At 73.9% G+C, this 14,356-nt stretch carries 12 protein-coding genes; 6 read left to right on the top strand and 6 right to left on the bottom strand.

Annotation, left to right across the window (positions count from 1 at the left end; all coding sequences use genetic code 11):
- Positions 1 to 144: 144 nt before the first annotated feature.
- A complete protein-coding gene (locus tag ACFVGS_RS17740; RefSeq protein ID WP_384419443.1) occupies positions 145 to 705 on the top strand; it encodes a YdeI family protein in 561 nt (186 codons plus the stop codon).
- A gap of 65 nt (positions 706 to 770) precedes the next feature.
- Here the strand turns inward: ACFVGS_RS17740 and ACFVGS_RS17735 are convergent, their stop codons facing one another.
- Positions 771 to 1,289: a GNAT family N-acetyltransferase gene (locus ACFVGS_RS17735; RefSeq protein WP_384419412.1), complete on the bottom strand. Its 519-nt coding sequence runs from the start codon at positions 1,287 to 1,289 to the stop codon at positions 771 to 773.
- Between the two features lie 102 nt (positions 1,290 to 1,391).
- Between ACFVGS_RS17735 and ACFVGS_RS17730 the strand changes: the two genes are divergently transcribed.
- Positions 1,392 to 2,039, top strand: coding sequence for an NADPH-dependent F420 reductase (locus ACFVGS_RS17730; protein ID WP_385692978.1), 648 nt, complete (start codon positions 1,392 to 1,394; stop codon positions 2,037 to 2,039).
- 174 nt (positions 2,040 to 2,213) lie between these two features.
- On the opposite strand, the gene ACFVGS_RS17725 is transcribed toward ACFVGS_RS17730, so the two are convergent.
- Positions 2,214 to 2,417, bottom strand: coding sequence for a hypothetical protein (locus ACFVGS_RS17725; RefSeq protein WP_384419418.1), 204 nt, complete (start codon positions 2,415 to 2,417; stop codon positions 2,214 to 2,216).
- Positions 2,414 to 4,090: a hypothetical protein gene (locus tag ACFVGS_RS17720; protein ID WP_385692977.1), complete on the bottom strand. Its 1,677-nt coding sequence runs from the start codon at positions 4,088 to 4,090 to the stop codon at positions 2,414 to 2,416. The genes ACFVGS_RS17725 and ACFVGS_RS17720 overlap by 4 nt, the downstream gene beginning before the upstream one ends.
- Before the next feature lie 193 nt (positions 4,091 to 4,283).
- Here ACFVGS_RS17720 and ACFVGS_RS17715 point away from each other — a divergent pair, with 193 nt between their 5' ends.
- Complete coding sequence (locus tag ACFVGS_RS17715; protein WP_384419422.1) at positions 4,284 to 5,732, top strand: PP2C family protein-serine/threonine phosphatase; 1,449 nt, start codon at positions 4,284 to 4,286, stop codon at positions 5,730 to 5,732.
- 163 nt (positions 5,733 to 5,895) lie between these two features.
- Here ACFVGS_RS17715 and ACFVGS_RS17710 read toward each other — a convergent pair whose 3' ends face one another.
- Entirely contained in the window at positions 5,896 to 7,386 is a 1,491-nt protein-coding gene (locus ACFVGS_RS17710) for a hypothetical protein (protein WP_385692976.1), read from the bottom strand.
- A 237-nt stretch (positions 7,387 to 7,623) separates the two neighbouring features.
- On the opposite strand from ACFVGS_RS17710, the gene ACFVGS_RS17705 reads away from it, so the two are divergent.
- From ACFVGS_RS17705 to ACFVGS_RS17695, 3 genes are all read left to right on the top strand, one after another.
- Complete coding sequence (locus ACFVGS_RS17705) at positions 7,624 to 8,754, top strand: aminoglycoside phosphotransferase family protein (RefSeq protein ID WP_385692975.1); 1,131 nt, start codon at positions 7,624 to 7,626, stop codon at positions 8,752 to 8,754.
- A gap of 314 nt (positions 8,755 to 9,068) precedes the next feature.
- The gene (locus ACFVGS_RS17700) at positions 9,069 to 11,003 is read left to right on the top strand and encodes an N-acetylmuramoyl-L-alanine amidase (RefSeq protein ID WP_385692974.1); all 1,935 of its coding nucleotides are present in this window, start codon (positions 9,069 to 9,071) and stop codon (positions 11,001 to 11,003) included.
- Positions 11,004 to 11,173: 170 nt separating this feature from the next.
- Complete coding sequence (locus ACFVGS_RS17695) at positions 11,174 to 13,384, top strand: germacradienol/geosmin synthase (RefSeq protein ID WP_385692973.1); 2,211 nt, start codon at positions 11,174 to 11,176, stop codon at positions 13,382 to 13,384.
- A 48-nt stretch (positions 13,385 to 13,432) separates the two neighbouring features.
- On the opposite strand, the gene ACFVGS_RS17690 is transcribed toward ACFVGS_RS17695, so the two are convergent.
- Both ACFVGS_RS17690 and ACFVGS_RS17685 read right to left on the bottom strand, forming a co-directional pair.
- Entirely contained in the window at positions 13,433 to 13,801 is a 369-nt protein-coding gene (locus ACFVGS_RS17690) for an RNA-binding S4 domain-containing protein (RefSeq protein ID WP_128978355.1), read from the bottom strand.
- A gap of 17 nt (positions 13,802 to 13,818) precedes the next feature.
- The gene (locus tag ACFVGS_RS17685; protein WP_384418317.1) at positions 13,819 to 14,319 is read right to left on the bottom strand and encodes a hypothetical protein; all 501 of its coding nucleotides are present in this window, start codon (positions 14,317 to 14,319) and stop codon (positions 13,819 to 13,821) included.
- Positions 14,320 to 14,356 lie beyond the last annotated feature (37 nt).

Genomic DNA, 14,356 nt, shown 5'->3' with positions numbered 1-14,356 from the left:
GGTCGGGGTCGGGTCGGGTCGGGTCGGGTCGGGTCGGGTCGGGGCAGTGTGGTCCGCCCGCGCTCGGCCCCACTCCCGTGCGCTTATCGTGGGGGCCCGACGAGTGAGGAGCAGCCGGTGGAGACGGTCGAAGGACTCGCGGTCATGCGTTTCGCCGACGGCGAGGAGCTGGAGGCCTGGCTGGCCGAGCACCACGGCGACACGCCGGGCGGCATCTGGCTGCTGCTCGGCCGCAGCGGCTCCGGCCTCGCCTCCCCCACCTCCGAGGAGATCCTGGACGCCACGCTCGCGTACGGGTGGATCACCGGCAAGCGCAAGGCCCGCGACGAGCGCGGCTACCTCCAGAAGATCACTCCCCGTCGGCCCCGGAGCCTCTGGTCGCAGGTCAACGTGCGCCAGGTCGGGGCCCTGCTCGCGGCCGGCCGGATGCGGGAGCCGGGGCTCGCGGAGGTGCGGGCCGCTCAGGCCGACGGACGCTGGGCGGCCGCGTACCCCTCCCAGAAGGACGCGACCGTGCCGGACGACCTGGCGGCGGCCCTCGCCGCGGAGCCCCGGGCGGCGGCCGCCTTCGAGGCGCTGGGCAGGACCGACCGGTACCTGATCATCCTGAGCCTGTGGCAGGCGCGGACGCCGAGGACGCGGTCCGCCCGGATCGAGCGGGCGGTGACGCGGCTCGCGGCGGGCGGGACGGGGACGGCGGGCTGACCGGCCGGGGGCGCTAGGCCGTTTCTTCCGGATCGCGGCCCCGGCCAAGATCCGGAAGAGACGGCCTAGCGCCGCCGTAGGCGCCGGTAGAGGACCTGCCGGGCGTCCCACTCCACGAACGACTCGACGTGCGTCATGCCGACCGCCTCCAGGAGCCGGCGGGAGCGGGCGTTGGCTTCCTGGGTGACCGCGACGACCGTCGCCGCGTCTGTCAGGGCCCGCTCGACGGCCGCGGCGACGGCCTCGCGGGCGTACCCCTGGCCCCAGTGTTCGGGCAGGAACTGGTACGAGACCTCCGTCTCCCCGTTCCGGCCCTCCCGCTCGACGGTGACCAGGCCGAGCACCGTGCCGTCGGCAGCCCGCTCGACGGCGTGGAACCCGGGCGCGCCGACGATCCGTCGCTGCCGGATGCGGATCACCGAGTCCACCACGGGACCGCCCAGGTGCCGACGCACCTCCGGGTCGGTCCACAGCCGTGTCACCGCCGGCAGGTCACCGGTGCGCACGGGGCGCAGGACGAGCCGGTCGGTCACGATCGGCTCGGAGGCGAGGCCGGCGGCGGCGGGCGGGGAGCTGGAGGCCATACGTCGATGATGTCAGGCCCCGGGACGTACGACCCTCGGGGTAGTGATCACCCGTCGCGCGGCCGAGGCGGGGGCGGGCCGGCCGCCCCTAGCGTCGGGCCCATGAGAATCGGAATCCTTGGTACGGGAAACGTCGGCCGCACGCTCGCCGACGCATGGAACGCGGCGGGCCACGAGGTCGTCCTCGGCTCGCGCAGGCCGGAGGAGGCGGACCCGGGGAACGGGCGGGTGCCGATCGTGTCGACCGAGGCGGCGGTCGCGGGCGCCGACGTCGTCGTCAACGCGACGCCCGGCACGGCCTCCCTGGCGCTGCTCACCTCCGTCGGCGCACCCGCCCTCGCGGGCAAGGTGCTCCTCGACGTCGCCGTCGGGTTCACCGCGGACGGCGACCTCTCCCATCTCGGCGAGAGCCTGGGCGAGGAGCTCCAGCGCTCCTTCCCCGCTACCCCGGTCGTCAAGACCCTGTGCACCATCGACCGTCTCGTCATGGTCGACCCCGGCTCCCTGGAGGGCCCGAGCACCGTCTTCCTGTCCGGCGACGACCGGACGGCCAAGGACACCGTCCGCGACCTCCTCCACGACCTGGGCTGGACCGACGACGCGCTGCTCGACCTCGGCGGCATCGCCACGGCGCGCGGCCAGGAGCACTTCAGCCTGCTGTTCATCGGCATCGCCGAAGGCAGCGGCACCTACCGCTTCGGGCTGCGTGTGGTGATGCCGACGGAGGAGGCCGCGGCCGGCGCGCACTGACGCGGCACGACCCGTGCTGCCTCCGCCCCGGACGGCGTAGCCGCTCGAGGTGACCACGCGGACGACCGGGCGGTACTCCTCGTCCTCGGCCGTCCCGTGGGAGCGCAGGCCCGCGAGACCGGCCGTGGAGGACGGCTCCCACCAGAGCCCCTGCGCGGCCAACCGGCCTTCGACCTAGGCCATCTGGCGGTCCGTCACCGTACGGGCGGTGCCGCCGGTCTCGCGGAGGGCGACGACCGCGCGGTAGCCGCTGATCTCGCAGTCGATGGCGTACGCGTCGGTCGACGCGACCGGGTCGCCGGCGGTGAGCGGCGGCAACAGCGGAGGGCTTACGGCGGGGTCGCGGACGGAACGACGGGCGGTGGCCACGGAGTTCATCCGCCCATCCTCCGTTGGAGCGCGGCGAGCGCGCCGGCGTGCCGGCCGGGCACGGCACGGCGCAGCTCGACGAGCGCGGGGCCCAGCGCGCGGGCCCGCGCCGGGTCCGCGATCTGCTCCCACTGGTGGTGCGCCCGGTCCACCGCGCCCTCGACGTCCGGCTCGTCCGGGCCCTGCCGCAGCCCGAGCCGGGCCTGCGCGGCGGCGATCCACAGCTCGCAGCTCCGCGCCGGCTCCCCCGCCAGCCGCGCCAGGTCCGCCCGCACCTCCACCCAGTGCAGCGCCTCCCCGGACCGCGGCCCGTACCGCCGCAGCGCGTCGCTCTCCCACGCGGAGGCCACCGCGGCGGCCTCCGCGTGCCGCCCGGCCATCGCCGCGGCGAGGATCGCCGGATGCGGGTCCACCCCGCTCCCGGGCCGCGGCGGTCCGCCGACGCCCGCCCCGGGCGCCTCCAGGGGCCGCGGCGGCGCGACGACGCTCTCCGCCCGCGCCGCCGCGTTCGCCTTGGCTTCGGCGCGCCGTGCGGCAAGGCCTCCCTTCCGTGACGGATTCGGCGCCTCCGGCGCACGCGGCTCGCCGGTCGCCCCGTCGGCCTCCGCCGCCACGGACACGGACGCGGGCACAGACAAGGGACCGGGCACAGACGCGGGCGCGGGCACGGACACGGGTACTGGCGCCGGTGCGCCTGGCACTGCAGTCGCCGCCGCCGCGGGCGATTCTTCGTCAAGTCCGCTCTGCGCCTCGGGGCTCGGCGTCGCCGCCGCCTGCCCTGTCCCGGCGTGCGCCTCAGCCGAGCGCGGCAGCAGGCGGCGGGTCGGCGGGGAGTCGACGGCGTCGGGGCGGGAGGCGGGCGGAGACGCCGGCGGCGGCGCGGTCGCGGCCGGCACGGGCTGTGCGGACGGGATGGGCAGCGGAGGGACACCCGGGACCTGGGCTGCCGGCACCGGCCGGCTGCCCGGGCCCTGGGCTGCCTGCGTCGGCTGAGCGGGCGCCGCAGGCGTGGGCTGGAGGACGGTCGGGGCCGGAGGTGTCAGGAACAGGGACTCGGGGCGGTCCGCCAAGGCGGCGGCGGATGCCTCCGCGTGCAGGGCCGGGAGCGGTGGGCGGGCGCCGGAGCGCCAGAGGGTGGCGAAGTGGCGGAGGTAGTCGGGTGTCAGAAGCGGCCCGCGGCGGGGAAAGGGCGTCACGCGCGCGTAGAGCGGGACGGCCGGGCCGAGGGACAGGGCGCCCGGCTCCGCCGCGAGGCGCTGCCAAAGCTCCGGGTCCGCGGCGAGGTCGGCGACGACGTGGGTCGTGCCGGGACGGCGCGGCGCGAGTTCCGTGGTGAGCCAGTGCCAGGGAAGTCCGGTGTAGCGGAGGGTCGTCGGCGTGCTGCGGGCGAGCGCGAGGTGCGGCAGCCGCTGGCGGCGGTCGAGTTGGACCTGGCCCGCGAGGTAGAGGGCGAGCGGCCCGGGTGTGGCGGCGGCGGCGCGGAGTCTGGTGAGGACGGTCTGCGGGTCGAGCGGGTCCGCCAGTTCGACGATCGTCGCCATGTGCGCACCGGCGAGCACCCCGGCCGGTACCGCCGCGAGCGCGGGCAGCACGGACGCCGCGTCCATGGCCCGTCCCCGTCCGGCAGGCGCCGCGGCCAGCAGCACCGCCGTACCCATTGTGTTCTCCGAGTCGTTCACCACAGCAGCACCGTAACCCGTGGCCACGTGGCCGAATGTCTACTGGTCCTCTTGTGGGCCTCAGGCATATGTCAGAAGCACCACCGTATCGAGTGTTGCCAAATGTCTTACGAGGTGTCCCGGCCTGTGCGAAAGTCGTACCCGGGCTTCACTTCCCAGACTTGGCCGCGCCACGTCGCCTGCATCGGAGTACGACATGCCGTCCCATCTGTTCGCGGACCGTCCCGCCCAACCGCCCGAGCCCGGCGCGGTGGACGCGCTGATCTCGCAGACGCGCCGGCTGCGCGGCGAGGTGGACGCGGTGCGCCGGGACGCCGTGGTGGACGAGGACGACCCGCAGAACCGGTGGCAGCGCGCGCTGTGCGATCTGGCCGTGCACCAACTGGACGACCTCGGTGAGCACTTGGGGCAGCTGAAGGCGGGCCTGCCCGCCCCGGCGTCCTCGGACGCGGCGGCGGCGTACGCCGAGCCCCTGCTGGATGCCGTCCCCTCGCAGCGGCTGACCGGTTCGCTGCTCTCCCGGGTCGGCAGCGCCGAGTGGGACCTCCTCACCGACGACGTGCACTGGTCCGACGAGCTGTTCCAGATCTTCGGCCGCGCGCAGGAGAGCGGCCCGATGTCGCTCGACGAGCTGCCGTCGATGGTGTTCGCGGAGGACCAGCCGGTGCTCCAGGCGATGGTGACCGACTGTCTGATCGACGGCAAGCCGATCGACGGGGAGTTCCGGATCGTCCGCACCGACGGCAGGGTGCGCACCGTGCACATGACGGGCGAGCCGGTGCTCGACGCCGACGGCTGCACCGCCTCCATGTGGGCCGTTCTGCGCGACGTCAGCGAGCTGCGCCGCAGTGAGCGCGCGGTCCGCGAGACCCGGGACAGCCTCCAGCGCCACCAGCACATCGAGCACACCGAGCGCCGGGTGGCCGTGGAGCTCCAGGAGGCCGTGCTGCCGCCCTGGCGCGGCTCGCTGCGGTTCGCCCACGACGGCCCGGCCCCGCTCGACGTGGCGGGGCACTACCTGCCGGCCGCCACGACCGGTCTGATCGGCGGCGACTGGTACGACGCGCTGGCGCTCCCGGACGGGGACGCGCTGCTCACGGTCGGCGATCTGACCGGGCACGGCGTGGCCGCGACCTCGTCGATGGCGATGCTGCTGGGCGCGCTGCGCGGCATGGCGGTGGCGGGGATCCGGCCCGGTGCCCTGATGGGGCACCTGAACCAGCTCCTGGAGGCCTCCGTCCAGCCCGCCCTGGGCAGCGCGATGTGCTGCCGTTACGACCCGGCCGCACAGGTCCTCACCTGGTCGCAGGCCGGTCACCCGGCCCCACTGCTGTTCCGCGACGGGACGGGGCGCGCCCTGTCCAGGCCCGAGGGCGTGCTGCTCGGGGCGACGACCGGCGCAGCGTACGAGGAGGCCGAGACGCGGCTGCTCCCCGGCGACGTGCTCGTGCTGCACACCGACGGGCTGACCCGTGCGGCGGGCTGCCTGGACGACGATCCCGGTACGGACCGGCTGCTCGCCCTCGCTCCGCGGCTGGCCGTGGCGCGTGACGCGCAGGACTGCGTCCGGTCGGTGGTGGAGGAGTTCGGCGAGGGACCGCGCGAGGACGACGCCTGCGTGATGGTGGTCCGGGTCGGTCACTAATACGGCCCGTACGGACGGATCACGCCGTACGTACGGACCGATCGGGCGTAGGGACGGATCACGCCGACGGGCAGAGACGTCGTACGACGAGGACGGGCCGGCCACGGCGTCGCCGTCCGGCCCGTCCCCTTCGTCCTCCCTCGGCCCCCGTCGCGTCCGCTCCTCACACCTCACCGGTTCGGGGGCGGTTCGTCGGCGCCTTCGGGAGGGCGGTCGCGATCTCCTCCCTCAGGTGGTCGATCTTGGTGTAGCCCGCGTACTGCCCGGTCAGCCGGTACATCTCGCGCAGCCGGTCCCACGTGCGGTGCGAGGAGGTGTCGCCCATGGAGACCAGGGCGAGGCGCGCGTAGCGGTCCGCCTGCTCGGGGTCGTCGGCGATGAAGCAGGCCGAGGCGAGCGAGATGTGGTCGAAGAGCTTCGAGCGGTCGTGCCCGTTCCGGCGCAGTTCGAGGGCGAGCCTGGCGTGACGCTGGGCCGGGACCGCGGCACCCGGGTCGTGTTCGGCGAGGGTGCGGTAGGCGAGCGCCTGCATGCCGTGGAGGTCGGCCTCGTCGAAGTTCTGCATCCAGCTGGGCCTGTCCTCGCCCTTGTCGGAGACGAACAGGTCCTCGGCCTCGCCGAGGGTGCGGCGCATGGCCTGCCCGCGGCCCATCGACGCCTGTGCCCAGGCCTCGATGGTGTGGAACATGGCCTTGGTACGCGGCAGCAGCCGCTCGCCCGAACCCGAGGTGGCGAGCTTCATCAGGTCGAGCGCCTCGTCGGGCCGGCCCAGGTGGACCATCTGGCGGGCGGCACGGGACAGCGCCTCGCCGGCGCGCGGCCGGTCGCCGCCCTCGCGGGCCGCGTGCGCGGCGATCACGAAGTACTTCTGGGCGGTGGGTTCGAGGCCCACGTCGTGCGACATCCAGCCGGCGAGCACGGCCAGGTTGGCGGCCACGCCCCACAGTCTGCGCTGGAGGTGGTCGGGGTGGTGGTAGGCGAGCATGCCGCCCACCTCGTTGAGCTGGCCCACGACCGCCTTGCGCTGGAGGCCTCCGCCTCGGGAGGCGTCCCAGGCGCGGAAGACCTCGACGGAGCGTTCCAGGGCCTCGATCTCCTCCGACCCGATGGGGGCGGCCTCGTAGCGGTCGTACCCAGCGGGGTCGGCGTGGAGGGGATCGATGGCGCGGGGGGCGGCGCCGGCGTGTGCGGGGTCGGCGTGGAGCCAGTCGTGCATGGCGTTGGTGAGTACGGAGCCGGCGGCAAGCGCGGCACCCGCGCCCACCAGGCCGCGTCGGTTGAGCATGAGGTCCATTCCCGTGAATTCGGTGAGGACCGCTGCCGTACGCTCGGGCGCCCAGGGCAGCCCGTCAGGGTTGTCGGTGTTCCTGACGTCCCGCCGCTTGCCGGCGCGCCCGTGTCGTACGAACCCGAGGTCCTCGATGGTCACGACACGGCCGAGTCGCTCGGTGAACAGCGCTGCCAGCACCCGGGGCACGGGATCGCGCGGGGTCTCCCCCATGTCGATCCAGCGCCGCACCCGCGAGGTGTCGGTCGCCAGCTGGGGGTGGCCCATGGCCGCCGCCTGCCGGTTCACGAGTCGCGCGAGTTCGCCCTTGGACCAGCCGGCCAGGCCGAAGAGGTCTGCCAGGCGGGTATTGGTCTGCCCTGTCACGTCTAAGCCCCCAGGTTCTCGGCTGAGTTGACAGTAACCCCCTGTCATAGGGCTGGCGACTATTCGCCAGGGTTCGCCAGGGTGCGCCCGATGTTCCGCCACCCGCGCCGGGGTGTCAGGTAGGAACGCGCCACCCCGCCCCATCGACCGGCCCTCATTTTCCCCAGGGTGCGGACCGTTCGGGCGGGCGGGGCGACGCACGCAACTCGTCGGCGCACGAAGGGATCTGTCTCCTCCATGTACACAGCATCGTCCTCCGTGTCCGCCCCGCCCCGGCCGCTCCACCGCACCCTCCCGGCCGGCTCCGGACCGTACCTCGCGCCCGCTCCGGCACAGGGAGCGGTGCGGCCGAGGCGCTGGGTGGGAAGCACCGTCCAGCCGCCCAGCGGCCGGATCGACCTGTCCGGTCCCCAGGGCGCCCAGCTGCGCAAGGCCATCGCGTCCGTCCACCGGATCTGCCCCGAGTTCAACCCGGTGCAGGTGCTGCGCCGCAGCGGTCGCTCCGTCCTGATCGTCGGGACGACGGGCCGGACGACGGCGGTGGCGAAGTGTTTACTGGACCACTCCTCCGCGTGGGCCGAGCGGTTCCGGCACGAAATAGCGTCGTACCGTGCGTTCGTCCGGCACCGTCCCCCGGTGCGCGCGCCGCGGCTGATCGCCGCGGACCCGGAGAACTGCACACTGGTCATCGAGCGGATGCCGGGGCGGGCGGCGGCGCTGACGCGCCACCCCGTCGAGGCCCCGCCCCGTGCGGACGTGCGGGCCGCGCTCGGCGCGGTCGCCCGGCTGAACGCCTGGCGGCCGCCGGCCGGGACGTTCGACGCGCCGCTCGACTACGGGGCGCGGATCGCCCGCTATCACGAGCTCGGGCTGTTCACCGACCGGGACCGGGACGACCTGCAGAAGCTGCTGCGCGGGCTCGCGCACGCGGGTGGCAGGCAGGGCATGGGGCAGTTCTGTCACGGTGACGCCCTGCTCTCCAACATCCTGCTGTCGCCGGCGGGACCGGTGCTCGTCGACTGGGAGCACGCGGGCTGGTACCTGCCCGGGTACGACCTGGCGACGCTGTGGGCGGTGCTCGGTGACGCTCCGCTGGCGCGGCGGCAGATCAGTCAGCTGGCGCAGCAGGCGGGCCCGGCCTCCAGGGACGCGTTCCTGGTGAACCTGATGATCGTGCTGACCCGGGAGATCCGTACGTACGAGACGGCGGTGCAGCGGACGATCAAGGAGGCCCCGCCGGCCGGTTCGGTGCCGGTGCCCGCCGGGTCGGTCTCGCCGGGCGAGGAACAGCGGCTGCTGCTGCGGCGGTTGCACGACGACTGCGCGATGGCACGGCGGGCCGTGCGCGCGGCGGTCGGGACCCGCTGAGGAGCCCGGCAGCGGGGCCCGTCCGACCCTGATCGCGGGACGGGCCCCCGTACGGGGGTGGCGCGCCGCGCGCCCGGTGCCGACACACCGGGGCGCGGCGCTTCGGCATGTCGTGGCCGGCCCTCATTGGTCCATGCCACTGACGCGCCGCAGGCGGGCGGGCCGCCCGCGCGAAACTCCTCCGCAGCAGCTCTGACGTGGGAAATCGCGTGTGGGTCCGGGTGATTGACGGATGGTCCGGGAGCCGCTACCCCTGTACGGGTTCGGTTCCGCACGCCCCTGCTCCCGGTCCTCACCCGTCCCTGGAGGCTGCCTTGCTCCGTTCCGCGTCCCTCAGACGTGCCGCGCCCGCCGTCCTGTTGCTGCCCCTGCTGGCCGGCGTGCCGTCGGCCACCGCCGGGGAACCCGAACCCGGCTCGCTCCAGCGGCAGTTCGCGGTGGCTGCGGAGCGGCACCGGGTTCCGCAGAGCGTGCTGCTCGCGGTGTCGTACCTGCAGTCGCGCTGGGACTCCCACGGCGGCGCGCCGAGCGTGACCGGCGGCTACGGGCCGATGCACCTGACGGACGCGGTGACGGCGCTGGCCTCGGCGCCGCACCACTCGGACGGCACGGAGGACGCGCGCGGCGACGGGGCGCGGGCGCCGCGGCTCGCCGCCGAGGCGGCGCCGCCGACGGCGGAGTCGCTGCCGGCGCGGCTGCGGACGCTGGAGCGGGCGGCCGGGCTGACCGGCCGGTCCGCCGAGGAGCTGCGGACGGACACCGCGGCGAACATCGACGGCGGCGCGGCGCTGCTCGCCGAGGCCCAGCGCGCGGCGGGGCTGCCGGCGAGCGCGGACCCGGCCGACTGGTACGGGGCGGTGGCGCGCTACTCGGGCGCGGACGACTCGGCGACGGCGACGGCGTACGCGAACGACGTCTTCGACGTGATCCGCACCGGCGGGTCCCGGATCACGGACTCCGGACAGGTGGTGGACCTGCCGGCCGATCCGTCGGTCGCCCCGGTCACCGGGCAGGTCGATGCGCTCGGGCTGCGGGCGCCGTCGAGGGGCCCGGTGGAGTGCCCGGAATCGGTGGCGTGCGAGTGGGTCCCGGCGCCGTACGAGGAGTTCGGGGACGGCGACTACGGCAACCACGACAAGGCCGACCGGCCCGTGTCGCAGTCGGTCGACTACATCGTGATCCATGACACCGAGGCGGACTGGAAGACCACCCTGAAGCTGGTGACGGACCCGACCTACGTGTCGTGGCAGTACTCGCTGCGGTCCTCGGACGGGCACGTCGCCCAGCACCTGGCGCTGAAGGACGTGGGCTGGCACGCGGGCAACTGGTTCGTGAACGCCAAGTCGGTGGGGCTGGAGCACGAGGGTTTCCTGACGTCGCCGGACTCCTGGTACACGGAGGCGATGTACCGCTCGTCGGCTCGGCTGGTGCGCTACCTGGCGAAGCGGTTCGGCATTCCGCTGGACCGGCAGCACGTCCTCGGCCACGACAACGTGCCGGGCACGACCGCGTCGACGATCAAGGGCATGCACACGGACCCGGGCCCGTACTGGGACTGGGCGCACTACTTCCGGCTGCTCGGCCGTCCCCTCACGCCGAGCGCGGGTCCGGACGCCGGGGTGGTGACGATCCGCCCGGACTACACCTCGCACCGGCCGGTGTACACGGGGTGTGTGAAGGCCGGGGAGGCGTGCGCGCCGCACGGGAGCGGCGCGGTGCGCCTGCACACCGCGCCGAGCGCCGACGCGCCGCTGGTGAAGGACATCGGACTGCGGCCGGGCGGGCAGGACTCGACGACCGGGGTGAACGACACGGGGGCGCGGGCCTCCACCGGCCAGAGCTTCGCCGTGGCGGAGCGGCGGGGCGACTGGACGGCGATCTGGTACCTCGGGCAGAAGGCGTGGTTCCACGATCCGAAGGAGGAGCCGGCGGCGGTGAACGCGCGGGGTCTGCTGCTCACGCCGAAGGAGGGCCTGGCGTCGGTGCCGGTGTACGGGCGGGCGTATCCGGAGGCCTCCGCGTATCCGGCGGGGGTTCCGGTGCAGCCGGTGTCGGCGCTGCCGTACCGGCTTCTCGCGGGGCAGCGGTACGTGGTGGGTGGCCGCACCCCGGGCGAGTACCTCTTCGCACCGACGTTCGACACGTCGGTTCACCGGGTCGTACGCGGCCAGGAGGAGTACTACCAGATTCAGTTCGGCCATCGGGTGGCCTTTGTGAAGGCCACTGACGTGCGGGTTTCCCAGGGCTGACGAGAGAGCGGCGGAAACCTTTCGTTCGCCGGCGGTCCGTGGCGCGAGTCGCGGTCCGCCGGCCCTTCGCCGCGCTCGTATGACTATTCCGGTGTTCGCGTGGGGCCGGGGTCACCCGGGTAATGCTCGGCCGGACGACAGCCCGACGCTCACCGAAAGGCCTCCCTGGCATGGCTCAGCCCTTCGTTCTGCCGGATTTCTACGTCCCGTATCCGGCGCGGCTCAATCCCCGCCTGGAGGCGGCACGCGCGCACACGTGCGCGTGGGCGCGGGAGATGGGGATGCTGGAGGGCTCCGGCGTCTGGGAGGAGTCGGACCTCCGGTCCCACGACTACGCGCTGCTCTGCTCGTACACCCACCCGGACTGCGACGAGGACGCGCTGTCCCTCGTCACCGACTGGTACACCTGGGTCTTCTTCTTCGACGACCACTTCCTCGAGGTCTTCAAGCGCACCCCGAACCGGCCGGCCAGCAAGGCCTATCTGGACCGGCTTCCGCTGTTCATGCCGGCCGACCCCGCGGCCGGCATGCCCGAGCCGACCAACCCGGTCGAGGCCGGGCTGGCCGATCTGTGGCGGCGGACGGTGCCGTCGATGTCGGAGGCCTGGCGGGTGCGGTTCGCCGAGGCGACCGAGCACCTGCTGTACGAGTCGCTCTGGGAGCTCGACAACATCGACGACGGGCGGATCGCCAACCCGCTCGAGTACGTCGAGATGCGCCGCAAGGTGGGCGGCGCGCCCTGGTCGGCGGGGCTCGTGGAGTACGCGGCGGGCGCGGAGGTGCCCGAACAGGTGGCGTACGCACGGCCGTTGCGGGTCCTGAGGGACGCGTTCTCGGACGCGGTGCATCTGCGCAACGACCTCTTCTCGTACCAGCGCGAGGTCGAGGACGAGGGCGAGAACAGCAACGGCGTGCTCGTCCTGGAGAAGTTCCTCGGCTGTTCGACGCAGGAGGCGGCGAACGCGGTCAACGACCTGCTGACCTCGCGGCTCCAGCAGTTCGAGAACACGGCGCTCACCGAGGTGCCGGCCCTCTGCGTGGAGCACGGCCTCGGCCCGGCGGAGGCCGCCGCCCTGGCCGCGTACGTCAAGGGGCTCCAGGACTGGCAGTCCGGCGGGCACGAGTGGCACATGCGCTCCAGCCGGTACATGAACGAGGGCCTGGTGACCGGGACTCCGGCCGCCGTGCCGGGGCTCGGGATGGGGGTCCTCGACATCCGCAGCCTCTTCGGGCGGCGCCAGACCGAGAGCCGCCTGCGCACCCTCACCCACGTGCCGCACCAGCAGGTGGGCCCGTCGCTGCTGCCGGACTTCGACCTGCCCTACCGCCTGGCGCTGAGCCCGCACCACGCCGAGGCCAGACTCCGCTCGGAGGACTGGGCGCAGCGGATGGGGCTCCTCGACGACGTCTGGGACCGGCGGATGATCGAGGGCTTCGACCTGGCGCTGTGCTCGGCGGGGATGGACCCCGACGCCACCCTGGAGGAGCTGGAGCTCAGCGCGTGCTGGCTGGTCTGGGGCACCTACGCGGACGACTACTACCCGATCGTCTTCGGCCGGCCGCGCGACCTCGCGGGCGCGCGGCAGCAGACCGACCGCTTCAAGGCCCTTCTGTCGCACGCCGATCCGGCCGCCGCGGCCGGCCACGCGCGGAACCCCATGGAGCGGGCGCTCGCCGACGTGTGGGCGCGCACGGCGAAGCCGATGGACGAGCAGGCCCGGGAGCGGCTGCGCCGGGCCGTCGGGCTGATGCTGGACAGCTGGATCTGGGAGCTGCACAACGTGGCCCAGCACCGGGTGCCCGACCCGGTCGACTACGTCGAGATGCGCCGCAGCACCTTCGGCTCGGAGCTGACCATGCTGATGGCACGGCTGCGGCACGCCGAGACGCTGCCGCCGGAGATCTTCCGGTCGGGCACGGTGCGGGCGCTCGAAAGCGCGGTGATGGACTACGGGACGATGATCAACGACCTGTTCTCCTACCAGAAGGAGATCGAGGTCGAGGGCGAGGTCCACAACCTGGTGCTCGTCGTGCAGAAGTTCTTCGACTGCGACTACCCGACGGCGGTGCGCATGGTCGACGACCTGATGCGGGGCCGCCTGCGCCAGTACGAGCACCTGAAGCGGCGCGAAGTCCCTTTGCTGTACGCGGACTTCGGGCTCGACGCGGCAGGCCGGGCGGCCTTCGGGGCGTATCTGCGCGAGCTGGAGGACTGGCTCGCGGGCATCCTGAACTGGCACCGCACGGTGCGGCGTTACGGGCCGGAGGACGTGCACCGGGGCGCGGGCACGACACTGGCCCGGCGGGGTCCGCGGGGTCTCGGGACGTCGGCGGCCCGGCTCGCTCCGGCGACTCCGGGACTCCGCCGGCTGGTGCGGTGAGGACGCCGGAGCCCGCCCCGTGCTGCGGGGCGGGCTCCGGCGACGGCTTCAGGGGCGCAGGCCGCGCAGCTGGTCGAGTTCGCGGCGGTCGCGCTTGGTGGGGCGGCCGGCGCCGCGGTCGCGGACGGCGATGACCACGGCCTCCTCGCGGGGCGGCGGGGGCGGGCTGTTGTCGACGTACGCCTCGGCCGCCACGGGCGGTCCGACGCGCTTGGTGAGCAGCTGCTTCACCTCGACGATCCGCTGGCGTCCGCCGTGGAAGAGCCGCACCTCGTCGCCCGGCTTCACGGGCTGGGCGGGCTTGGCCCGCTCGCCGTTGACCTTGACGTGTCCGGCGCGGCAGGCCGCGGCGGCCTGGGAGCGGGTCTTGGTGAGCCGTACGGCCCAGATCCAGCTGTCGACGCGCACGCTGCTCATCGGCCCCCGCCTCCCGGTCAGCCCTGCTGGAACAGTTCGGCGGGCAGCGGCTTGAGCAGCGCGTACAGGTCGTCGGTGATGGGGCGGTCCCAACTGGCGATGGTCACGAGGACGTTGTCGCTGCGATCGAACTGCACGCAGGAGATCCGGCTCTCGGAGAGCTTGAGGCGGCGCACGATGAGCAGGTTGTCGCCCTGCATCACCGGCACGTCCTCGCTGCCCTGCACCTCGACCGGCTCGTCGTTCTCCAGGGCGGCGAGCAGCTGGGCCACCTCGAACGGAACCTGCCCGTCGGCGAGCTCCCGCGCCGGGGAACCCTCCGGGAGGTTGCCGATGATCATCGCGGGTCCCCGGCCGCCGAAGAGGTCGTAACGGAGGAACACGCCCTGGCAGCTGCCGTCGGGGGCCGGGAGCAGACCGGCGCCGAGATTGCCGGGCCAGTCCCCGGGGTCCATGGCCAGGACGTCGAAGTCCGGGCCCGCGGGTGTGGCGGCGCTGCGGCGGCGGAGGAAGGACATACCGCCATGGTACGTGCCCCGGTGCGCGATGCGGCGC

It is taken from the genome of Streptomyces sp. NPDC127114, assembly GCF_042677525.1.
Lineage (GTDB): Bacteria > Actinomycetota > Actinomycetes > Streptomycetales > Streptomycetaceae > Streptomyces.
This window is presented reverse-complemented; position numbering and strand designations above follow the sequence as displayed.